Source organism: Paucibacter sediminis (genome assembly GCF_030254645.1).
GTDB lineage: Bacteria > Pseudomonadota > Gammaproteobacteria > Burkholderiales > Burkholderiaceae_C > Paucibacter_B > Paucibacter_B sediminis.
Window position 1 is genome coordinate 835701 of sequence record NZ_CP116346.1, and the last position, 22468, is coordinate 858168.

Consider the following 22468-nt stretch of genomic DNA (forward strand, 5'->3'; position numbering starts at 1 on the left):
GCCGCTCAGGGCTTGGCCGCCGCCATCCTTTTGCCCGCGGCGGCCTCCACAAAGCGGTACTCATGCTGCGCATCGCGCAGGATCAGCGCGCGCGGGCCCTTGCCATCGCCCCGCACGAACTCGATGCCGCCGATGCCGGGATCGATGGTGACGAAGGACTGGGTGCCGTCCTCGGCCTTGCGCAGGGCCACCTCGCTCTTCCAGTGGTCGAACTGGAAGAACACCTGGCCCTGCTGGCGGCTGACCTTGATGCTGCCCAGCGCCGGGCTGGCATAACGCGCCGCCAGCGTGTCCGCGACGGCCTTGGGCACCGGCATGGTGAGCAGCTCGCGGTTCTTGGCCGCCTCGGCCTTGCGGTTCTCGGCCGCCAGGCGCAGGCGCTCGTCGGCCTCGGGCTTGCCCTCGAACACCAGCTCGAGCAGCTTGCGCAGGAAGGGGCCGCGCAGCAGCACGCCGGAGTCCGAGTTGGTCAGGATGGTGCCGCCGATGCCGAACTCGGGCAGCCAGAACATATTGCTGTGGAAGCCCAGCATGTCGCCGCCATGGCTCACCACGGTGACGCCATCCTGCTTGTTGATGAACAGGCCCATGCCGTAGACGTTGTCCTCGCCCACCATGATCTGCGGCTGGTAGCGCGCCAGCAGGTTCTGCTCGGACACCAGCTGCTGGCCCTCGGGGCTGCGGCCACGGCCCAGCTCCATCAGCACATAGCGGCTGAAGTCGTGCGGGCTGGTCCACACCGCGCCGGCCGGGCGCGCCGGCACGATGGTGTAGTTGAGGTCCATGCGCGCCGGCTGGGTGCGGCCCTGCAGGTCGTCGCCATGCGGCTCGGCATGGTTGCCGCCCAGCGCCTTGGCGTAATCGAAGGTGGTGTTCAGCATGCCCAGGGGCTTGAAGAGGCGCTCGGCCATCAGCCGGTCGTAGGCGGCGCCCACCTCCTGGCCGGGCGCCAGCGCCGCCGCGGCGATATAGCCACCCGCCGCCACCATCAGATTGCTGTACTGGAACACCTCGCCGAACTGGCTGGTGGGCTTCATCACGCTGAGCTGCTCGAAGCTGGTGGTCGGCGCGGCGCGGCCGTCGCCGAACAGCCATTCCAGGTCCTGGCGCGGCAGGCCGGTGCAGGCGCACACCAGGTGCTTGATCAGCACCTGCTTGGTCACCTCCGCGTCGCCCAGCCTGAAGCCCGGGTAGGCCTGGGCGGCGGGCTGATCCCAGCGCAGCTTGCCGGCATCCACCGCCTGGGCCAGCAGGGCGGTGGTCATGGCCTTGGTGTTGGAGGCCGCCATGAAGAGGGTGTGGGCGTCCACCGGCGTGGGCTTGCCGAGCTGGCGCACACCCAGGCCGCCCTCGAACACCACCTTGCTGCCGTCGATCAGGCTGAAGCCCACGCCCGGGATGTCGAGCTGCTGCATGCCCTTGGCGACAAAGGCCTGCAGCGCGGCGATGCGCTCGGCATCCAGGGGCTTGGGCTTGCGGCCGGCAAAGCTCTCGCGCTCATAGCCCTTGGGGCGCAGGCTGGTGAGCATCTTGCCGATCGGGGCGCCGCGCTTTTCCAGCGTGGCGTCGGCGGCCTCCAGGGTCACCACCACCCAGGCCGTGCCGGCGCGGCGCGCGATCGCCTGCACCGATAGGCGCTCGTTGGGCGAGGTCTCGTAGTCGAACACGCGCTGCTCCTCCCAGCCGCTGCGCGGCGGGCGCGGCGTGGCCAGGCGCAGCGTGCGCTTGAAGCCGGGATGGGCCAGGGCCCAGGCCTGGGCCACCGCCTCCTCGGCGCTGTTGGCCTGCGGCACATCGATGATGGCCAGCTGGGCGTCGCCCTCGGGCGCGGTGAGGCGCAGCAGGGCACCCTCGCGGCCGAGCGCGAAGCCATCCGCCGGCGTGAAGGTATGGCCGGCCGAGGTGGTTTGCACGGCCGCGGCCGCCGCGGCGGCGGCGGGGGCCTCGGCGGCCTGCGCGGCGCCCAGCGGCGCCAGCGACAACAACAGGGCCAGGCCGGCGGCGGCCAGCTGGTTCAGGGGCTTGGGGGCGTTCAATCGGGCATCGGGTCGCATGGCTTCTCCTCAGGTGCGGCGCATGCTAGGTGGGCCCCCAAAGCCCGCCTATAGGTCATAGCCCTTGCCCCGGGCTGACGTGATCGCGCCAATTGACGTTTACGTAAACGTCAATCAGCCTCTAGAATCCGCCTACCTTTGCTGATAGAACCGGGCATTGCCGCTGCTTTGCCCGCTGGAGACACGCCATGACCGATTTGTCCGCCGAGTACAAGGCCCTCGCCGACTACCGCCCCACTCACAAGGTTCGTTTCGTGACGGCGGCCAGCCTGTTCGATGGCCATGACGCGGCGATCAACATCATGCGGCGCATCCTCCAGGGCATGGGCGCCGAGGTCATCCACCTGGGCCACAACCGCTCGGTGGACGAGGTCGTCACCGCCGCGCTGCAGGAAGACGCGCAGGGCATCGCCATCAGCTCCTACCAGGGCGGCCATGTCGAGTACTTCAAGTACATGGTGGAGCTGCTGAAGGCGCGCGGCGGCGAGCATATCCAGGTCTATGGCGGCGGCGGCGGCGTGATCGTGCCGGCCGAGATCCGCGATCTGGCCGAGCATGGCGTGCGCATCTTCAGCCCCGAGGACGGCCAGCGCATGGGCCTGGCCGGCATGATCGGCGAGATGGTGATGCGCTGCGACCAGGATCTCTCGGTGCACGCGCCCAAGCAGCTGGAAGCCATCCAGGGCCATGACGAAGCCGCCTGGCGCGCGCTGGCCCAGCTGATCACCGCGCTGGAGAACGGCAAGGCCGAGGCCGGCCTGGTGGCCGCGCTGCAGGCCGCCAGCAAGGACATCAAGACCCCCGTACTGGGCATCACCGGCACCGGCGGAGCGGGCAAGTCCAGCCTCACCGACGAGCTGATCCGCCGCCTGCGCCTGGACCAGGGCGACAGCCTGCGCGTGGCGCTGATCTCGATCGACCCCTCGCGCCGCAAGAGCGGCGGCGCGCTCTTGGGCGACCGCATCCGCATGAATGCGATCGGCCCCTGGAAGAACGGCCAGCGCGTCTTCATGCGCAGCCTGGCCACGCGCGACTTCGGCAGCGAGATCTCCAAGGCCCTGCCGGACGTGATCGCCGCGGCCAAGCTGGCGGGCTTCGACCTCATCGTGGTGGAGACCTCGGGCATCGGCCAGGGCGACGCCGCCATCGTGCCGCATGTGGACGTACCCATGTATGTGATGACGCCCGAGTTCGGCGCCGCCAGCCAGCTCGAGAAGATCGACATGCTGGACTTCGCCGAGTTCGTGGCCATCAACAAGTTCGACCGCAAGGGCGCGCCCGATGCGCTGCGCGACGTGGCCAAGCAGGTGCAGCGCAACAAGGAGGCCTGGGGCAAGAAGCCGGACGAGATGCCGGCGTTCGGCACCATGGCCAGCCGCTTCAACGACGACGGCGTGACCGCGCTCTACCAGGCGCTCAAGGGCCGCCTGGCCGAGCTGGGCCTGCAGTTTGGCGAGGCCCGCCTGCCGCTGGTGCACACCCGCCACAGCACCAACCAGACCCCCATCGTGCCGGGCGCGCGCGTGCGCTACCTGGCCGAGATTTCCGATGCGGTGCGCGGCTACAAGAAGCGCGCGCGCCAGCAGGCCACCCTCGCGCGCGAGATCCAGCAGCTCTGGGGAAGCTCGCGCATGCTGCTGCAAGCCAACCCCGACAAGCACCGCGCCCGCGACGCGCTGAACGAGCTGGCGCAGGAACGCGAGGGCCAGCTCGACCCCGCAGCGCGCAAGCTGCTGGCCCAGTGGCCCGATATGCAGAAGGCCTATGCCGGCGACGAGTACGTGGTGAAGATCCGCGACAAGGAGATCCGCACCAGCCTGATCTCCACCAGCCTGTCCGGCACCAAGATCCGCAAGGTGGTGCTGCCGCATTACGAGGACCATGGCGAGCTGCTGAAGTGGCTGCTGCTGGAGAACGTGCCCGGCAGCTTCCCCTACACCGCCGGCGTGTTCGCCTTCAAGCGCGAGGGCGAGGACCCCACCCGCATGTTCGCTGGCGAGGGCGATGCCTTCCGCACCAATCGCCGCTTCAAGCTGGTGAGCGAGGGCATGGAGGCCAAGCGCCTCTCCACCGCCTTCGACTCGGTGACCCTGTATGGCAACGACCCCGACCCGCGCCCGGACATCTACGGCAAGGTGGGCAATTCCGGCGTCAGCATCGCGACGCTGGACGACATGAAGGTGCTGTACGACGGCTTCGACCTCTGCAGCCCCAGCACCTCGGTGTCGATGACCATCAACGGGCCCGCGCCCTCGATCCTGGCGATGTTCATGAACACCGCGATCGACCAGAACCTCGCCAAGTTCAAGGCCGACAACGGCCGCGAGCCCACCGCCGACGAGGCCGCCAAGATCAAGGACTGGGTGCTGGCGAATGTGCGCGGCACCGTGCAGGCCGACATCCTGAAGGAAGACCAGGGCCAGAACACCTGCATCTTCTCGACCGAGTTCTCGCTCAAGGTGATGGGCGACATCGCCGAGTACTTCGTGCACCACAACGTGCGCAACTTCTACTCGGTCTCGATCAGCGGTTATCACATCGCCGAGGCCGGCGCGAACCCGATCAGCCAGCTGGCGCTGACGCTCTCCAACGGCTTCACTTTTGTGGAAGCCTATCTGGCGCGCGGCATGCACATCGACGACTTCGCGCCCAACCTCAGCTTCTTCTTCAGCAACGGCATGGACCCCGAGTACACCGTGCTGGGCCGCGTGGCGCGCCGCATCTGGGCGGTGGCGATGCGCGACCGCTATGGCGCCAACGAGCGCAGCCAGAAGCTCAAGTACCACATCCAGACCTCGGGCCGCTCGCTGCACGCGCAGGAGATCCAGTTCAACGACATCCGCACCACGCTGCAGGCGCTGATCGCGGTGTACGACAACTGCAACTCGCTGCACACCAACGCCTTCGACGAGGCCATCACCACGCCGACCGAAGAAAGCGTGCGCCGCGCCATGGCGATCCAGCTCATCATCAACCGCGAGTGGGGCCTGGCCAAGAACGAGAACCCCTCACAGGGCGCCTTCATCATCGACGAGCTCACCGAGCTGGTGGAAGAGGCGGTGCTGGCCGAGTTCGAGAAGATCGCCGAGCGCGGCGGCGTGCTCGGTGCGATGGAGACCGGCTTCCAGCGCAGCAAGATCCAGGAAGAGAGCATGCATTACGAGATGCTCAAGCACACCGGCGAGTACCCCATCATCGGCGTCAACACCTTCCGCAACCCGCATGGCGACACCGTGCCCGAGACCATCGAGCTGGCGCGCTCCACCGACGACGAGAAGCAGAGCCAGCTGCAGCGCCTGCACGACTTCCACGAGCGCCACGCCGGCGCCAGCGCCGCGATGCTGCAGCGCCTGCAGCAGGCCGTGATCGCGAACCAGAACGTGTTCGAGGTGCTGATGGACGCGGTGCGCGTCTGCTCGCTGGGCCAGATCACCTCGGCGCTGTTCGAGGTGGGCGGGCAGTACCGCCGCAGCATGTAAGCAGGCCGCGAGGCACGGGGGGGCTCGCGGACTCAGCCGCCGTCGAGCGCCTGCCCGTCGCGGACCCAGGCCTCGATGCCGCCTCGCAGCACGCGCGCCCGACGGCCTTGCTGGCGCAGCCAGACGGCGGCGCGCACGGCCGAGGCGTCCTGAGGGCAGGCGCAGTAGGTAAAGAACTCGGCCGTCGCCGGCCATTGGGCCAGGTCGGTTTGCTGCAGCCGGCCCAGATCGAGCGGGCGCGCGCCTGGGATGCGGCCGGGCGCCGGCATGCCGGGCAAGCTGGCACGCACGTCCAGCACCACAATGTCGGGCCCTTGCGCCAGCAGGGCCGCCAGCGCGGCCGCGTCGATGCGCTCGAAGCGCAGCAGCTCGCGCCGGTTGCGCCAGCGCCGCCAGAGCCGCCAGGCCAGGTAGGCCAGCAGCAGGGCCAAGACGCCCCAGAGCGCGGCGCTGCCGAGCTCGCCGAGCCCGGCCAGGAGGCGCTCGATCTGGCGGCTGAAAAGCCAACCCACGCCTATGCCCGTGGCCGCCCACAGCAGGGAACCGGCCAGATTGAAGAGCATGAAGCTGCGCAAGGGCATGCCGAGGGCGCCGGCCAGCGGCGGCGCCAGCACCGACAGCCCCGGCACGAACTTGGCGATCAGCAGCGTGCGCGCGCCGCGCCGCGCAAAGCTCGCCTCGTTCTGGCGCACGCAACTGTCGGGCGAGATCGAGATACGGCAGAGCGTCGACAGCACGCGCCGCCCAAGCCGGCGCCCGGCATAAAACCACAGCGTGTTGGCCAGCATCGCCGCCAGCGTGGCCAGCAGCAGGGACTGCAGCGCAAAACCGGCATTCGCCACCGCCTGCGCGCCGGCCAGCATGAGCAGGGGCGTGGACGGCAAGGGCGCGCCGATCTGTTCGAGAAAGACCCCGATAGCGACGGCCAGCAGGCCATGCTGCGACAACAAAGCGGCGAGTTCCTGCATGACGGGAGTCAGGATAGCAGCGCCGCACCGAAGGCCCTGCGACTCGCGGTCGGAGCGAAATTGGCGTAAAACGGAACCGTCGCCACGAAGGAGGCCGCCATGAACTGGAACACCGGACTGCTACCCATCGAAGCGCAGATGGACATCCCGCCGGAGGGGCCGGGCGAACGCCCCGCGGAGCCGCCCAGCGCCCTGCCCGAGCAGGCCCTGCTGATCGACGTGCGCTCCTATGCCGAGTACATGCAAGGCCATCTGCCGGGCGCGCATTGCCTGCCGCTGCCCAAGCTCGACGTCATGATCCACGAGCTGGCGCCGGACCCGCAGACGCCGCTGATCGTCTACTGCGCCAGCGGCGCCCGCGCCGAGCTGGCGCTGGGCCAGCTGCGGCGCCTGGGCTACCGCCAGGCCCACTACGGCGGAGCGGCGATGGCCCTGGCCAAACAGCTGCGGCTGCCGCTGAGCGCGGGCATGTAGGCTCGCGCGCCGCGCTCAGGCACAGCCGCACTCGAGCAGCTGCGCGTCCCGCATCGAGCCGGGCGCGCTGCCGGTGGCCAGCGGGTGGCCGTCGCGGCGCCAGAAGTCCAGGCCGCCCAGCATCTCCTTGACCGAGAAACCCAGGGCGGCGAGCTTGTAGGCGCCCTTGGTCGAGCCGTTGCAACCGATGCCGTCGCAATAGGTCACATAGGTCTTGGTGCGGTCCAGGCCCGCGGTGGAGGCAGCGTCCATCCGGCGATGCGGCAGGCTCAGCGCGCCCGGCACATGGCCGGCGGCGTACAGGGCCTCGGCGCGCGTGTCGATCACCACGATGTCGGCCAGGCCGGCGCGCAGATCCTCGGCCACGTCCCAGGCATCGGCGTGGTATTGCAGCTTGGCCAACATGAAGGCGGCGCTCTCGGCGGGGCTGGGGGCGGGGTGGGCAAGCACGGCGGACGGGGCGGCAGGCATGGTCGGGCTCCTTGATCGGTGGCTGTTGCTAGGTGTCGTTGCGCCAGTGTCTTCCCGGATGGCCTTAGCATTGATACCAATTCATCCACATCCATAAGACCAATGAGCAAGCCGCGCCTGTGGTTGCAGCTGTTTGAACGCCAGGCCGGCCAGGGCCTGGGCCGGCGCGAGCAGCTCTGCGCCAGCCTGCGCGCGGCCATGCGCGCGGGCGAGCTGGGGCTGGACGAGCGTCTGCCCGCCAGCCGGGTGCTGGCGGCCGATCTGGGGCTGTCGCGCGTCACCGTCGAGGCCGCCTACGGGCAGCTCGAGGCCGAGGGCTATCTGAAGCGTGCGGTCGGGCGCGGCAGCTTTGTGGCGGTCTCGCTGGCGCGCGCGCCGCAGCGCAAGCAGGCGCCCGCGCCGGCCCTGGGCCCGGGGCTGTCGCGCCGCGGCCGGCGTGTGGCCGAGGGCGGCGGCTGCATGGATCCGCTGCGGCCGCTGCCCTTCGCCGCCGGCAGCCCCGATCTGCGCGCCTTTCCCATCGCCCTGTGGCGGCAGCTGAGCAACAAGCGGTTGCGCGCCGAGCCCGGCCTGCTGGGCTATGGCGACCCGCAGGGCCACGAGGGCCTGCGCGCCGCCATCGCCGACCATCTGAACCAGTCACGCGGCCTGCGCTGCCGCGCCGAGCAGGTGCTGGTGCTCACCAGCTCGCAGCAGGCCCTGCAATTGCTGGCCGGCATGCTGCTGGACGAGGGCGACACGCTCTGGATGGAAGAACCCGGCTACCGCGGCGCGCGCACCGCCTTCGCCGCCGCCGGCGCCGCCGTGCTGCCGGTGCCGGTGGATGAGCAGGGGCTGCGGCCCGATGCCGCGCTGCCGGCGCCGCGCCTGATCTACCTGACGCCCTCGCACCAATACCCCTGCGGCATGGCGCTGAGCCTGCCGCGGCGCCTCGCCCTGTTGGCCCTGGCGCGGCGCGAAAACGCCTGGATCGTCGAGGACGACTACGACAGCGAATTCCATTACGAGGGCCGGCCCACGCCCGCGCTGCAGGGGCTGGACGAGCATGGCCGGGTGATCTACCTGGGCACCTTCTCCAAGGCCTTGTTCCCCTCGCTGCGCCTGGCCTATATGGTGCTGCCCGAGGCCCTGGTGGCGCCGCTGGTGACGGCGCGCAACATCCACGACGGCCACAGCGCCCAGCTGGCCCAGGCCGTCACCGCCGACTTCATCCGCCAGGGCCATCTGGCCGCGCATCTGCGCCTGATGCGCCAGCTCTACCGCCAGCGCCGCGAGCGGCTGCTACAGGCCTGCCAGCAACACCTGGCGCCCTGGCTGCGCCCCCAGCCCAGCGCCGGCGGCCTGCAGCTGGCGGCCCTGCTGCCCGCCGGCGAGGAAGCGCGCTGGACGCGCGCCGCCGCCGCGCTGGGCGTGCTGACGCCCAGCCTGCGCGCCCTCTACGCCGGGCCGGCCACGCAGGACGGCTGGCTGCTCGGCTACGCGGCGCTGACGCCGGATGAGATCATCGCTGCCGTACGGCAATTGGCCCGCATCCGCCCGCTATGACCATCACCCTCTACCACTGCCTCAGCGCGCGCTCCTTCCGCCCCTTGTGGGCGCTGGAAGAATTGGGCCTGCGCTACGAGCTCAAGCTGCTGCCCTTCCCGCCGCGTGCGCACCACAAGCCCTTCTTCGAGCAGAACCCGCTGGGCACCGTGCCCCTGCTGGTGGATGGCGCCACGCGCATCAGCGAATCGGCCGCCAGCTGCCAGTACCTGGCGGCAAGACATGACCCCGGCGGCCTCGACGTGAGCCCCGGCGAGCCCGACTACGGCGCCTACCTCAACTACCTGCACTTCGGCGAGGCCACGCTGACCTTCCCGCAGACCCTGGTGCTGCGCTACCGCTTTTTCGAGCCGCCCGAGCGCCGCCAGCCGCAGGTGGCCGACGACTACGCCAAATGGTTTCTGGCGCGCCTGCGCACGCTGGAGCCGCGCCTGGCCGAGCAAGAGCATCTCTGTGCCGGGCGCTTCAGCGCCGCCGACATCTCGGTCGGCTACGCGCTGCTGCTGGCCCAGCATCTGGGCATGGCCGAGCAGTTCACGCCGATGGTGGCGGCCTACTGGCAACGCCTGCAGGCCCGCCCGGCCTACCAGCGCGCCCAGGCGCTGCAGTTCGAGGCCGCTGCGGCGCAGGGCGTGCCGCTGATTGCGGCGCCGGATCTCCGGCCCTGACATGGCTTTGGGCAGGGTCATCAGCGCTGCGCCATACTGCGGCGCTTCAACTGCCACCGAGCGTCCGCCATGAAACACTGGATCCTGCCCCTGCTCACCTCAGCGCTGCTGGCCGCCGCCCCCGCCCATGCGGACGAGGCCCAGGACGCTGCATTGAAGGCCGCCATTGCGGCGCCGCACCGCACGCCCGCCAACGTGGCCCGCGACGGCTGGCGCCATCCCTACGAGACCCTCAGCTTCTTCGGCCTCAAGCCCACGCAGACGGTGGTCGAGCTCACGCCGGGCGGCGGCTGGTACACCGAGATCCTGGCCCCCTATCTGCGCGAGCGCGGCCAGCTGATCCTGGGCGCTGACGACCCCGCCTCCAGCAGTGCCTACTCGCAACGCAACGCCGCGCGCCTGCAGCAAAAGCTGGCCGCCCTGCCCTCGGTATACGACAAAGTCCAGGTCGGGGTGTTCGACGCCGAGGCCGGCAAGCTGCAATACGCCAAGCCCGGCAGCGCCGATCTGGTGCTGACCTTCCGCAATGCCCACAACTGGGCCGCGCTGGGCGAGGCGCAGACGCAGGCGGTCTTCAAGAGCGCCTTCGACGCGCTCAAGCCAGGCGGCGTGCTGGGCCTGGTGGACCACCGCCTGCCGGCCGATCGCGTGCAGGATGCCAAGGCCAGCAGCGGTTATCTGCACCAGGCCTGGGTGGTGCGCATGGCCGAGAGCGCCGGCTTCAAGCTGCTGGCCAGCTCGGAGATCAACGCCAACCCCAAGGACAAGGCCGATCACCCGAACGGCGTCTGGGCCCTGCCGCCCACCTATGCCAACAAGGACCAGGAGCGAGCGCGTTATGAGGCGATCGGCGAGAGCGACCGCATGACGCTGAAGTTCGCCAAGCCCTGAGTCTAAGATGCGGCCATGCATGCCATGCCGCTTCGCAGCGCCGCCGCATTGATTGCGCTGAGCCTGGCCGCCGCCGGTGCGCAGGCGGGCTGCGCCAAGGCCTACACGGTGGGCGTCTCGGCGCTGGGCTACAGCGCCTTCCTGCACGACAAGCAATGGCGCGGCGTGGTGCCCGATCTGGTGCAGGCGCTGGAGGTGCGCAGCGGCTGCCGCCTCGTGCTGGAAGCGCGCCCGCGGGCGCGCGTGATGCTGGAGTTCGGCCGCGGCGCGCTCGACATCGTCACCTCCTCGCAGCCCACGCCCGAGCGCGACCAGATCGGCCAATACCTGCCCTATGCCTATACCGAGCTGGACCTGGTGGTGGGCGCCGGCCTGCGCCAGCAGATCCGCTCGGCGGCGGACTTCATGGCCCTGGAGGGCCCGACGCTGGGCCTGGTGCGCGGCATCTTCATGGGCGCCGAGCTGGAGGCCTGGGCCGCCGCCCTGCAGCTGGCCAAGCGGGTGGAATGGGCCGCCGACTTCGAGAACCTCGCCACGCGCCTGAACGCCGGCCGCATCCAGGCCGCCATCGTGCCCTCGGCCATCCACGCCAAGCTGTTTGCCGAGGGCCAGATGCAGGCGGGCAGCTATGTGGTGGACCTGCCCGAGGCCGAGCCGGTGCCCATCGGTCTCTACCTGAACCGCCAGACCGTCGGCGAGGCCGACCAGCAGCTGCTGCAGCATCATCTGCAGCAGCTCGTGGGCGAAGGCCAGGTGGAGCAGATCTACACGCGCTACCTCGGCCCGGCGCTGACGCAGCGCCTCTTCAAGCTGCGCGCGCGCCCGAAACCCTGAGCCGGCTTGTTTGAGTTGGCGCAGACACCGTGCCGCCCTGCATGCTTCAATGCCACCGGGAGGCCCCCGCCATGCCAGATCCGCAAGCAGATGCCCGCCAGGCCGCGCTGGAGCTGTACGAACGCCGCGCGGGCCGTTACGACCTGGAACTGGCCGCCTTCGGCGCGCTGCGCCAGGAGGCGGTGCAGGCCCTGCGGCTGCAGCCCGGCGAGACCGTGCTGGACCTGGGTTGCGGCACCGGCCTGAGCCTGCCGGCGCTGCGCGCCGGCGTGGGCGCGCGCGGCCTGGTGCTGGGCGTGGAGCAAAGCCCGGCCATGCTGGCGCAGGCTCAGGCACGCGTGAAGGCGGGGCATTGGCGCAATGTGCGGCTGCAGGGCTGCGCGGTGGCACAGGCGCGCCTGCCGCGCCAGGCCGATGCCGCGCTGTTCTTCTTCACCCACGACATCCAGCAGCAGGAGGCGGCGCTGGCGCGCGTCTGCGGCCATCTGCGGCCGGGCGCGCGCGTGGTGGCGGTGGGGCTCAGCTGGGCGCCGCCCTGGCTGGCCATCAGCAATCTGTTCGTGCTGGGCGCGGCGCTCTACTCGATCCGCGCGCCCGGCTATCTCACCAGTCTGGGCCAGCCCTGGCGGCTGCTGGCGGCAAGGCTCGCCAGCCACCGCGTCGAGAAGCGCTGGCTGGACAGCATCTACCTGCTGCAGGGCCAAGCCTAGGGCACGATCGCCAGGAACAGGAACACCGCGAACACCACCAGGTGCACGGCGCCCTGCAGCACGGTGGCGCGGCCGCCGCCCAGGGTCAGCGTGCCCACCACGAAGCTCAGCGCCAGCAGCACCATATTGGTGGGCGTCAGCCCCAGCTGCAGGGGCTGGGGCAGGAACAGCGAGAGCACCGCCACGGCCGGGATGGTCAGGCCGATGCTGGCCAGGCCCGAGCCCAGCGCCAGGTTGATGCTGGTCTGCAGCCGGTTGTGCAGGGCCGCACGCACCGCCGCCACCGTCTCGGGCAGCAGCACCAGCATCGCCACGATCACGCCCACCAGCGAGGTGGGTGCGCCGGCCGCGTGCACCAGCGCCTCGATGCTGGGTGCCAGCAGCTTGGCCAGGCCCACCACCCCCACCAGGCACAGCAGCAGCAGGCCCAGGCTGAGCCAGGCCACCGCGCTGCTGGGCGGCTCGGCATGGGCCTCGGCGTCGGCGCCGCTCTCGGGCAGGAAGTAGTCGCGGTGGCGCACCGTCTGCACGAACACGAAGGCGCCGTACAGCACCAGCGAGACCACGCCCGCGAACATCAGCTGTGCGCGCGAGAAGGTGGGCCCGGCGCTGCTGGTGGTGAAGGTGGGCAGCACCAGGGTCAGGGTGGCCAGCGCGGCCAGCACCGCCAGCGTCGGGCTGGTGCCCTGCACCCGGAACGCCAGTTCGCGGTAGCGCCAGCCGCCGGCCAGGATGCACAGGCCCAGCACGCCGTTGCAGACGATCATGATGGCCGAGAACACGGTGTCGCGCGCCAGGCCGCTGGCCGCGGGGCCGCCGGCCAGCATCAGCGAGACGATCAGCGCCACCTCGATGACGGTCACCGCCACCGCCAGCACCAGCGAGCCATAGGGCTCGCCGACGCGGTGCGCCACCACCTCGGCATGGTGCACCGCGGCCAGCACGGCGGCGATCAGCAGCGCGGCCACCAGCGCCAGCAGGGCCGTGCCCAGCGTGGCCGTGCCCAGCCCGGCCAGGGCCAGGGCGGCGGTCAAGGGAGCGGCCAGGGTCCAGAGCGGCAGCGCGGCCGGCAAGCGGGAAAGAAGCGAGGGCTTGGGCATGGCGGCGAGCATAGCTTGCGGCTAGGATCGCAGCCGCCATGCCACATACCGATCCGCGCATCGACGCCTATATCGAGCGGGCCGCGGCCTTCGCCCAGCCCCTGCTGGCCGACTGGCGCGCCCTCGTGCACCAGGGCTGCCCCGAGGTCGAGGAGACCATCAAATGGGGCATGCCGCATTTCGTGCACCGCGGCAAGATCCTCGCCAATATGGCGGCCTTCAAGGCGCATTGCAGCTTCGGCTTCTGGCATGGCGAGGCGGTGGCGCAGCAGGGCAAGAGCGGCGAGGCGATGGGCCAGCTGGGGCGCGTCACCGGCGCGCAAGACCTGCCCCCGCGCACCGAGCTGGCGGCGATGGTGGCGCGCGCCCGCGCGCTCATCGAGGGCGGCGTGAAGCCGGCGCGCGCGGCCCGCCCGGCCGCGAAGAAGCCGGCCCCCGAACTGCCGGCGGAGCTGGCCGCCGCGCTGGCCGGCGATGCCGGCGCCCGGGCCTTCTTCAGCACCCTGGCGCCCAGCCATCAGCGCGAGTATGTGGACTGGATCGGCGAGGCCAAGCGGCCGGAGACACGCGCCAGGCGCCTGGCCCAGACGCTGCAATGGCTGGCCGAGGGCAAGCGGCGCAACTGGAAATACGAGAACTGCTAGGGCCGCTTTCAGGGCCGTCTTGGCGGCGGGCGCCACAGGTCCAGCACCGGCGAGGGCGGCGTCACCGAGGCGTCGTAGGGGTGCGAGCGCTGGCCGTTGATGGAGGCGATGATGCGGCGCACATAGAGCCGCGTCTCGGCATAGGGCGGCACGCCGCGGTAGCGCTCCACCGCGCGCTCGCCGGCGTTGTAGGCCGCCAGCGCCAGCGTCAGGTCGCCCTCGAAATAGGCCAGCAGCCAGCGCAGATAGGCCATGCCGCCGCGGATGTTCTGCACCGGGTCGGTGATGCGGCCGACCTTGAAGCGCGCCGCCGTGTCCGGGATCAGCTGCATCAGGCCCTGCGCCCCCTTGGGCGAGGCGGCGAGCGGATCGAAGTTGGACTCGGTGGCCATCACCGCCAGCACCAGGTGCGGCGCCAGCTTGTAGTCGGGCGCCACCAGCTTGACGAAGTTGACGATGGTCTCGGGCGCGTTCTTGGGCGGCGGCGGCGGTGGCGGCAGCGCCCAGGCGCCGGGCTTGCCGCCCTTGGGCGCGGCCACGACGATGGGCTGCGGATCGGTGTCGGGCGGGCGCAGGCATTCGGGCGGCGCGCCGCGCGGCTCGCCCATCGATGCCGCCATGTTCTTGGCCTGCTCCAGCCCCTGCTCGGCCGCGGCGTTGAAGAGGTGTGCGGCCTGGGCATCGTCGCGCGCGATGCCGCGCGCATGCACCAGCATCCAGGCCAGGTTGTACTGCGCCACCGGGTCGCCATAGCGGGCCGCGCGGCAGTAGAGCTGGGCCGCGGCCACCGGGTCGCGCGGCACGCCGTCGCCATGCTCCAGCGCCTCGCCCTCCTGGCGCCAGCGCTCCACCTGGGCCGGCACCACCGGCCCGCGCTCGGGCGGCGGGGTGCTGGGGCGCGGCAGGTTCTCCAGGCTCAGGCCGGGCATCTGGGCACAGGCGCTGCCCATCAGCAGGGCAAGCAGAACGGGGGCGAAGCGCATCGCGCGGCAGTGTAGCGGGCGCCTCGTGTTCACAGCCCCTGATCGGAGCCGCGCCGCCACACCGCGGCAAACGCCAGCAGCTTGTGCCTGAGGCTCAGGCGCTCGTCCGAGAGCGCATCCAGGAAATCAGAGAGCCGCTTGGACTTGACCATGGTGTAGACGGTGAGCGCGATCGTCACCCCCAGGGTCAGCATGAACCAGCCCAGACGCTCGAGCAGCGGCGCATCCGCCTCGGCAAGCAGGTTCATGCCCAGAAAGCCGGTGGTGATGGTGCCCACCAGGCCGAAGATCGTCACCACCGTGAGCCGCACCACCGTGTTGGCCTGGCGGCGGATGCTGTCGGTCTCTAGGTAGGCGCTCATGTCGCCGATGCGCTCCTTCACCTCGGTGTACAGCGCGTCGGTCTCCAGATGGCGGGCACAGAGCCGGAACAGCGCGCGCGCCTGCGCCTGCTCGGCCACCTCGTGGAACCAGTAGCGGTGCGTGAAGCGCAGAAAGCCCTCGAAGCAGCTGCGGATGGCGCGCTTGAAGCGGCGCACATTGTCGGGGTCTTGCACGTTCAGGCGGCGCAGCGCCTCCACCAGCCGGTCGGAGAACATCAGCAGCGCCGCCTTCTGGAAATGCGCCAGCAGAAAGATCAGGAAATGCTGGTGGCGGAACTGCGCCAGCACGCCGCGGTCGCGGCAGGCGTAGAAGGCGGCATCGGCGCGGCCCAGCACCACCAGGGCATGGCCGCAACACAGATAACGCGTGTGTGGCGCGGCACCGCCGGCGGCCCAGAAGCGGTCGTAGCAATAGCGCTGCTCGAAGTCCTGCAGGTGCTGCTCGCCATAGGGCAGGCCGCCCTCGCCCGCCCCCGCCACCAGGCCCAGGCGCACGAAATCGCTGCGGCTCAACGCGCCGGGATCGTCCAGCGCCAGATAGGCCATCACCGGCATGCGGTAGTACTCGATCTGGCGGTAGCGCAGCAGCCCCTCATGCCCGGCCTGCCCGGCCTGTCCGGACGCCTCGCCATGCTCGCTCACCAGCGGGCGCAGCACGAAGTCCCAGTGCGCGGCGATGCGCGGCGCGCGGTGCGCCTGCACATGCGAGATGAAGCGCTCGCGCTCGCGCGTGTCCGAGCGCGCCAGCACCACGTCGCCCTCGCCCAGCCATTCGGCAGCGGCCAGGCAATGCAGGGGCTGGCCCTGCGCGTCCCAGCCCGAGGGGTAGGCGCGGCCCAGGCGGTAGAGCAGCTCCTGCACCTGCTGCAGCGGCAGATCGGTGGCGGCCAGCTCGACATTGAGCATCACCACGTCCACGTCGAAGAAGAAGTAGAGATCCACATGCACCAGCTCCAGGCGCAGCGGCGCGTCCTCGGGCCGCAGCCAGGCGCGCAGCGCGCGGATGTCGTGGCGCCGGAACACCTTCATGCCCGACTCGCCGAGCGCATCGCCGGCGCCCTGGCCGGAGCGGCCCTCGCCGTAGAGCACGCGCTGCACATAGGGCAGAAAGGTCACGAACTCCTGGTAATGGCGCTCGTGGAAGGCGCCGGGCTCGCCGGTGTATTCGTCCTGCACCTCGCGCCAGGGGCAATCGTGGCCGGGGCCGTGCAGCAGCTCCCAGGGCCGGCGCGGCGCGCCCGGGCTGTCGCCCACCGGCATCAGGCGCAGCGGCCAGAGCAGGATCTGATGCAGGCGCTGGACATGCACGGCGGCTGGGCTCATGGCGGCGATGATGCGCCCGCCACGGCCGCGGTCAAGCCCCCGGTGTCAGGTCTTGCCGAGCAGCTGGCTCAGCCAGGCGCGCGTCTCGGCCGGGTCGATCACCGCATCGATCTCCAGCATCTCGGCCATGTGCAGGGCGCGGCCACGCTCCACCTGCTGGGCCAGCAGGCGCTCGAACAAGGCCTCGCGCTCGGCCCCCTCGGGCAGGGCCTGCAGCTCCTTGCGGTAGCCCAGCCGCACCGCGCCCTCCAGGCCCATGGCGCCGAACTCGGCGCTGGGCCAGGCCAGGCTGGCCAGCGGCCGGTGCAGGCTGCCGCCGGCCAGGGCCATCGCGCCCAGGCCATAGGCGCGCCGCAGCACCACCGAGACCAGGGGCACGTCGAGCGCCGCGGCGGCCTGGAACAGCTCGCCCACATCGCGCAGCTGGCCGCTGGCCTCGGCCTCCGGGCCCACCATGAAGCCGGGGCAATCGATCAACGCCACGAGGGGCAGGCCCTGGCGCTGGCACAGGCGCAGAAAGCGCGCCAGCTTGCGCGCGGCCGCGCCATCCACCGCGCCGCCGAGCTGGCTGCAGTCGCTGGCGATCACGCCCACCGGCCGCCCGTCCAGCCGGGCCGCGGCGGTGCGCACGCTGGCGCCATGGCCGGCGCCCAGCTCGATCAGGCTGGCGCGGTCGAACAGGGTCTCGAGAATGGGCCGGATGGCATAGCCGCGCACGCGGTTCTCCGGCACCGCCGCGCGCAGCGTCAGCTGGTCGGCGGCCTCACCCACCTGAGCCGCCTGCGCCGGCAGCGCCCGGCCCTGCAGCCAACCCAGCAGCTGGCGCGCGCACGCGGCCGCCTCGGCCTCGTCGGCCACCAGCAGGTCCAGCGCGCCGGCCGCGGCCAGCTGCGGCGCCGGGCCCACCTGCTCGGGCGCGTAGCGGCCCAGGCCGCCGCCCTCGATCATGGCCGGGCCGCCCAGGCCGATATTGGCACTGCGTGTGGCCAGCAGCAGATCGCAGCAGGCCAGCAGCGCCGCATTGCCGGCAAAGCAGCGCGCGGCCGCGATGCCGATCAGCGGCACCTGGCCGGCCAGGCGCGCGAAGCTGGCGAAGGTGGGCACATGCAGGCCGGCGACGACGGGCATGTCGGTATCGCCGGGCCGGCCGCCGCCGCCCTCGGCGAACAGCACCACCGGCAGGCGGCGCTCGGCGGCGATCTGCAGCATGCGGTCTGTCTTCTGATGGTTGCGCAGGCCCTGGGTGCCGGCCAGCACGGTGGCGTCGTAGGCCAGCACCACCAGGGGCCGGCCCTGCACCTCGGCCAGGCCGGTGACGATGCCGTCGGCCGGGGTCTGGGCGCGCAGCTCGTGCACCGGGCGGCGCGCGGTCTGGGCCGCGAAGGCCAGGCCGCCGTATTCGCGCAGGCTGCCGGGGTCGCACAGCGCCGCCAGGTTCTCGCGCGCGCTGCGCAGGCCCTGGGCATGGCGGCGCGCGATGGCCTCGGGGCGGGCGGCGTCGGCCAGCAAGGCCTCGCGCTCGCGCCAGGCCTGCAGGTCGGCGCGCGGGCCGGCCATCGCGGGCGCGCCGACGCCAGCGGTTTCAGTGGCTTCAGCGGTGTCAGCGGCGGCCGGCTGCGCCTGCGCGCGCCAACGCAGCAGCGGCTCGCCCTCGCGCACCCAGTCGCCCGCGGCCACCAGCCATTCCAGCAGCTCCAGATCCGCCGGGGCCGGCAGCTCGTGCTCCATCTTCATGGCCTCCAGCACCAGCAGGGGCTGGCCCTTGGCGAGGGCCTGGCCGGCCGCGGCCAGGCAGGCCAGCACTTGCGCCGTCATGGGCGCCTCAAGCGTTTGTTTGGACATGGCGCAATCTAGCCCGGGCCGGCGCGGCGCGCTGCCGCGCAGATGACAGCGTCAGAAGCGGTAGCTGCCCTCGACATACCAGGAGCGCCCGGCCAGCGGCAGGTCGCCGGGGAGATTGATGGCTGACTGGCTGGGCTCGCGCGGCTTGGCGTCGAAGGCATTGCGCAGGGCCAGCGCCCAGCCCGGGCCGCGCTGCTCGCCGCCGTGGCGCAGCTGCAGATCCAGGGTGCGGTAATCGGCCACCGGCGGCCGCGCATCGCCGGCGGCGCGCGCGCGGCCGCCCACCGCATTGAACTGGGCCCCCAGCAGCGCCTCGCCCATCAGGCGCCAGTCGGCGCGCACGAACAGATGGTGGTGCGGGGCATAGCCGGCGTCGGTGCCCGTGGCCACGTCGAGGGTGTGCTGCAGGGAGAGCTGCGCCGTCAGCTGCAGCTGCCGCAAGGCCTGCCAATGCGCTTCCATCTCCAGGCCCTGGCCGCGCAGGCGGCCCTGGTTCTGGTAGCTGGCCCCGGTGGCCGGCGCCGGATTGGGCACCACACGCACCTGGTCGCGCATATCGAAGCGGTAGACGTTGAGCTTGAGCTGAAGCGTGCTGTGGGCCTGCCATTCCAGCGCCAGCTCATGCGTGGCGATACGCTCGGGCTTGAGCTGCGGATTGCCGGTGGCCACCGGATTGACGGTGTACTGCTCGTTGAAGCCGGCGGCGCGGAAGGCCTGGCCGTGCAGCAGCTTGACGGTGAGGTTGTAGGCGGCATCCCAGACCAGCGCGAGGCGCGGGTTGACGGTGCTGCCGAGGTCCGAGTAGCGGTCATCCCGCAGGCCCAGGGTCAGCGCCCAGTCGGGCGCCAGCTGCCATTCGTCCTGCACGAAGACGAACAGATTGCGCCGCCGCGAGGGCGGGATGTGCGGCTGGATCGCGCTGTACTCGATCACCGGGCCGGTCGGGATGGGCACGCCGGTGGGGCTCAGGAGAAAGTTCTTGTAGGTGCGCGAGGCAAACAGATTGATGTCTTCATGGCCCAGCCCGACGCGCAGCACATGGCCTTGCCAGCCCGTATAGCCGGCATGGGCCGAGAGGCGGGTCTGGCGGTCCCAGCGCCAGGGACCGCCGATCATGCCGTCAGGGAACAGATTGGGGCCGATGCGCGTGCCGGGCGGAAACAGCATCAGGCCCACCGGCGACTCCTCGGTGTAGCGGGTATGGCTGAGGCTGGCGCCCAGTTGCCAGTCGCGGTCCGGACTGGTGCTGGCCCAACCCAGCTCGAGGATGCTGCGGCGCGAACTGGTATAGCTGTCAGGGTCCAGGGCCGAGTTCACGCCAGCGCCGGTAGCCATGCGCGGCCGCCATTGCTGGCTGCCGTTGAGATGCCAGTCGCCCCAGTTCAGCTTCAGGCCCAGGTCGAGGTCGCGGTGGAAGGTGTTGACGGGCCCGGGGGCACGGCTCGCATGGGTGCCGAAGAGTTTGTCCAGCCGGGTCGCGGCATCGGCGGTGATGAGTTCACGCTGGCCGTCGCTGCGCCCGCCATAGACATAGGCCACCAGTTGCAGCGGGCCGACGCTGCCGCCATGCTGCAACCAGGCCTCACGGCTGCCGAAGGCGCCCAGGCGCACACCGGCCGCGCTGCCCTTGATGTCGGCCGCGCTCTTGGTCACCACATTGATCACGCCCGCGAAGGCGTCCGCACCATAGAGCGCCGAGCCGGGGCCGCGTATCACCTCGATGCGCGCCACATGCTCCAGCGGCAGGCCCGACCATTGCGTGCCCTTGTCGCCGCTGTAGGCCCCCTTCATCGGCACGCCGTCCAGCAGCAGCAGCACATGCGGGTTGGTGGAGATGGCACTGAAGATGCCGCGCACGGCATAGATCGACGCATAGTTGATCGCGTTGACCGAGACATGCACGCCCGGCACCGACTCAAGCACCTGGTCGAGGTTGGTGGCTCCCATGGCCGTGATATCGGCCGCGGTGATGACGCTGGCCACCGCAGGCGCGCGGCGCAGCGGCTGGCTGCTGCCGGTGGCGATGCTGATGGTGGCGGCCTCGTCATAGGCCAGCGCCAGATCCTCATCCCGCTGCTGCGCCTGCGCGGAGGCCACCCACAGGGCCAGCAGCGCAAGGCCATGATTTCGCCGCATCGGCCCTCCCGGCATCGTTGATGCGCCATCCTAAGCCAAGCGGGCCGCCGTGCCATCCCTGCCATGCCCCTGGGTCGACCCCAGCATGAGCACTCATATATTAATCATATACTTCGATTCGAAACAACCTTCGACGAGGCCCGCCCGCCATGAGTACGCCGCTGTTTTCCGACTGGCACCATGAGCCGCCCGCGCATTGGCAGCAGTTGCAGACGCTGGACATGCACACCGGCGGCGAGCCGCTGCGCGTGATCACCGCCGGCCTGCCCGAGCTGCCGGGCGCCGGCGTGCTGGACAAGCGCCGCTATTTCAGCCACGAGCTCGACCATCTGCGCCGCGCCCTGATGTGGGAGCCGCGCGGCCATGCCGATATGTACGGCGCGGTGCTGACGCGCTCGCAGAGCGCCGACTTCGACGTGTTCTTCCTGCACAACGAGGGCTACAGCACCATGTGCGGCCACGCCATCATTGCGCTCACCAAGCTGGTGCTGGAGACCGGCCTGCACCGCGGCGCGCCAGATGCGCAGGGCCTGCACCACATCAGCTTCCAGGTGCCGGCGGGCCGCGTCGAGGCGAGCGCCCGCCTGGTGGACGGCCTGGCGCAGCAGATCCGCTTCGTCAACGTGCCCTCCTTCGTCTATCTGGCCGGGCAGCGCGTCGAGGTCGAGGGCCTGGGCGTGGTGCGCTTCGACATCGCCTATGGCGGCGCCTTCTACGCGCTGGTGGAGGCGGCACCGCTGGGCCTGCAGCTGCTGCCGGAGCAGCAGAGCCGGCTGATCGACGCCGGCCGCCGCATCAAGCAGGCGGTGATGGCGGCGCTGCCGATACAGCACCCCTTCGAGCCCGAGCTGGGCTTTCTCTACGGCACCATCTTCACCGGCCCGGCGCAGCACCCGGCCCACCACAGCCGCAATGTCTGCATCTTTGCCGACGGCGAGGTGGACCGCTCGCCCACCGGCTCGGGGGTGTCGGCACGCGCCGCCCTGCACCATGCGCGCGGCGAGCTGGCGCTGGGCGAGACGCTCTGCATCGAGAGCATCCTGGGCAGCCTGATGACGGTGCGCGTGGCCGCCACCGAGACCTTCGGCCCGCATGCGGCGGTGCGGCCCGAGGTGGGCGGCAGCGCCCATTACACCGGCCGGCACCGCTTCTATCTGGACCCCGACGACCCGCAGGGCGCCGGCTTCCTGCTGCGCTGAGGCCCTGGCCATGCTGGCGCTGCAACAGGCCCTGCGCAGCTGCGAGCTGAGCCTGGTCGAGGCCTTGTTCGACCCGCTGCCCGACGTGGTGTTCTTCGTCAAGGACCGCGATGGCCGCTATCTCTCGGTGAACCAGACCCTGGTGCGCCGCAGCGCGCTGCGCAGCAAGCAGGCCTTGCTGGGCCGCACGCCGCGCGAGGTCTTCCCCGGTGCGATGGGCGAGGCCTTCGCGCGCCAGGACCATGCGGTGATCGCCAGCGGCGCCGCCATGCCGCGCCAGCTCGAGCTGCACCTCTATGCCGATGGCGGCGCCGGCTGGTGCCTGACCCACAAGCTGCCGCTGTGCGACGCGGGCGCCGTGCTGGGCGTGGCCGGCATCTCGCGCGACCTGGGCCTGCCCGACCAGGGCCATCCCGTCTACGCCCAGATCGCCGAGCTGGCCGCGCATATCCGCGCCCATTACGACCAGGCCGTCAACCTGGGCGAGCTGGCGCGCCGGGCCGGGCTCTCGCTGGACCGGGTGGAGCGCCTGTTCCAGCGCATCTTCCACCTCAGCCCGCGCGAGATGCTCCTGCAGGCGCGCCTGGACGAGGCGCGCCGCCTGCTGCTCGAGGCGCCCGGGCTCAGCGTGGCCGCGGTGGCAGCCAGCTGCGGCTACAGCGACCACAGCGCCTTCGCGCGCCAGTTCAAGGCCACCACCGGCATGACGCCCTCGCAGTACCGGGCACTGCAGCGCGGGGTGGCGCCCGGCGCCTGAGCGCGGC

General features: G+C 71.0%; 18 protein-coding genes. 10 read left to right on the forward strand and 8 right to left on the reverse strand.

Annotation, left to right across the window (positions count from 1 at the left end; genetic code table 11):
- Window positions 1–5: 5 nt before the first annotated feature.
- Entirely contained in the window at window positions 6–2054 is a 2049-nt protein-coding gene (locus tag PFX98_RS03840) for a serine hydrolase domain-containing protein (protein ID WP_285233857.1), read from the reverse strand.
- A 188-nt stretch (window positions 2055–2242) separates the two neighbouring features.
- Between PFX98_RS03840 and icmF the strand changes: the two genes are divergently transcribed.
- On the forward strand, window positions 2243–5533 hold the full coding sequence (gene icmF, locus PFX98_RS03845) for a fused isobutyryl-CoA mutase/GTPase IcmF (RefSeq protein WP_285233858.1): 3291 nt from the start codon (window positions 2243–2245) through the stop codon (window positions 5531–5533).
- Between the two features lie 32 nt (window positions 5534–5565).
- Here the strand turns inward: icmF and PFX98_RS03850 are convergent, their stop codons facing one another.
- The gene (locus PFX98_RS03850; protein WP_285233859.1) at window positions 5566–6501 is read right to left on the reverse strand and encodes a VTT domain-containing protein; all 936 of its coding nucleotides are present in this window, start codon (window positions 6499–6501) and stop codon (window positions 5566–5568) included.
- 99 nt (window positions 6502–6600) lie between these two features.
- On the opposite strand from PFX98_RS03850, the gene PFX98_RS03855 reads away from it, so the two are divergent.
- On the forward strand, window positions 6601–6975 hold the full coding sequence (locus tag PFX98_RS03855; protein ID WP_285233860.1) for a rhodanese-like domain-containing protein: 375 nt from the start codon (window positions 6601–6603) through the stop codon (window positions 6973–6975).
- A gap of 15 nt (window positions 6976–6990) precedes the next feature.
- Here PFX98_RS03855 and PFX98_RS03860 read toward each other — a convergent pair whose 3' ends face one another.
- Window positions 6991–7446, reverse strand: coding sequence for a rhodanese-like domain-containing protein (locus PFX98_RS03860; RefSeq protein WP_285233861.1), 456 nt, complete (start codon window positions 7444–7446; stop codon window positions 6991–6993).
- Window positions 7447–7548: 102 nt separating this feature from the next.
- On the opposite strand from PFX98_RS03860, the gene pdxR reads away from it, so the two are divergent.
- From pdxR to PFX98_RS03885, 5 genes are all read left to right on the forward strand, one after another.
- The gene (pdxR, locus tag PFX98_RS03865) at window positions 7549–8991 is read left to right on the forward strand and encodes a MocR-like pyridoxine biosynthesis transcription factor PdxR (protein ID WP_285233862.1); all 1443 of its coding nucleotides are present in this window, start codon (window positions 7549–7551) and stop codon (window positions 8989–8991) included.
- Entirely contained in the window at window positions 8988–9659 is a 672-nt protein-coding gene (locus PFX98_RS03870) for a glutathione S-transferase family protein (RefSeq protein ID WP_285233863.1), read from the forward strand. The genes pdxR and PFX98_RS03870 overlap by 4 nt, the downstream gene beginning before the upstream one ends.
- 69 nt (window positions 9660–9728) lie before the next feature.
- Window positions 9729–10550, forward strand: coding sequence for a class I SAM-dependent methyltransferase (locus PFX98_RS03875; RefSeq protein WP_285233864.1), 822 nt, complete (start codon window positions 9729–9731; stop codon window positions 10548–10550).
- A 15-nt stretch (window positions 10551–10565) separates the two neighbouring features.
- Entirely contained in the window at window positions 10566–11384 is an 819-nt protein-coding gene (locus PFX98_RS03880) for a transporter substrate-binding domain-containing protein (RefSeq protein WP_285233865.1), read from the forward strand.
- A gap of 71 nt (window positions 11385–11455) precedes the next feature.
- Window positions 11456–12094 (forward strand): class I SAM-dependent methyltransferase, encoded by a 639-nt coding sequence (locus PFX98_RS03885; RefSeq protein ID WP_285233866.1) that lies wholly within the window; start codon window positions 11456–11458, stop codon window positions 12092–12094.
- Here the strand turns inward: PFX98_RS03885 and PFX98_RS03890 are convergent.
- Window positions 12091–13194, reverse strand: coding sequence for a calcium:cation antiporter (locus tag PFX98_RS03890; RefSeq protein ID WP_285233867.1), 1104 nt, complete (start codon window positions 13192–13194; stop codon window positions 12091–12093). The two genes, PFX98_RS03885 and PFX98_RS03890, sit on opposite strands and share 4 nt — an antisense overlap.
- Before the next feature lie 38 nt (window positions 13195–13232).
- Between PFX98_RS03890 and PFX98_RS03895 the strand changes: the two genes are divergently transcribed.
- On the forward strand, window positions 13233–13838 hold the full coding sequence (locus tag PFX98_RS03895) for a YdeI/OmpD-associated family protein (RefSeq protein WP_285233868.1): 606 nt from the start codon (window positions 13233–13235) through the stop codon (window positions 13836–13838).
- An 8-nt stretch (window positions 13839–13846) separates the two neighbouring features.
- On the opposite strand, the gene PFX98_RS03900 is transcribed toward PFX98_RS03895, so the two are convergent.
- From PFX98_RS03900 to PFX98_RS03915, 4 genes are read right to left on the reverse strand one after another with little or no spacing between them, the layout of a single operon-like run.
- Window positions 13847–14821 carry a transglycosylase SLT domain-containing protein gene (locus PFX98_RS03900; protein WP_285233869.1) on the reverse strand — a complete coding sequence of 325 codons (975 nt, stop codon included), beginning with the start codon at window positions 14819–14821 and terminating at the stop codon, window positions 13847–13849.
- Window positions 14822–14850: 29 nt separating this feature from the next.
- Window positions 14851–16527, reverse strand: a complete 1677-nt coding sequence (locus PFX98_RS03905) for a magnesium transporter CorA family protein (protein ID WP_285233870.1) — start codon at window positions 16525–16527, stop codon at window positions 14851–14853.
- A 45-nt stretch (window positions 16528–16572) separates the two neighbouring features.
- Window positions 16573–18369 carry a carboxyl transferase domain-containing protein gene (locus tag PFX98_RS03910; RefSeq protein WP_285233871.1) on the reverse strand — a complete coding sequence of 599 codons (1797 nt, stop codon included), beginning with the start codon at window positions 18367–18369 and terminating at the stop codon, window positions 16573–16575.
- Window positions 18370–18420: 51 nt separating this feature from the next.
- Entirely contained in the window at window positions 18421–20505 is a 2085-nt protein-coding gene (locus PFX98_RS03915) for a TonB-dependent receptor plug domain-containing protein (RefSeq protein ID WP_285233872.1), read from the reverse strand.
- Between the two features lie 149 nt (window positions 20506–20654).
- Here PFX98_RS03915 and PFX98_RS03920 point away from each other — a divergent pair, with 149 nt between their 5' ends.
- Window positions 20655–21704, forward strand: a complete 1050-nt coding sequence (locus PFX98_RS03920; protein WP_285233873.1) for a proline racemase family protein — start codon at window positions 20655–20657, stop codon at window positions 21702–21704.
- A 10-nt stretch (window positions 21705–21714) separates the two neighbouring features.
- Window positions 21715–22461 (forward strand): AraC family transcriptional regulator, encoded by a 747-nt coding sequence (locus PFX98_RS03925; RefSeq protein WP_285233874.1) that lies wholly within the window; start codon window positions 21715–21717, stop codon window positions 22459–22461.
- The last annotated feature ends 7 nt before the right edge of the window (window positions 22462–22468 follow it).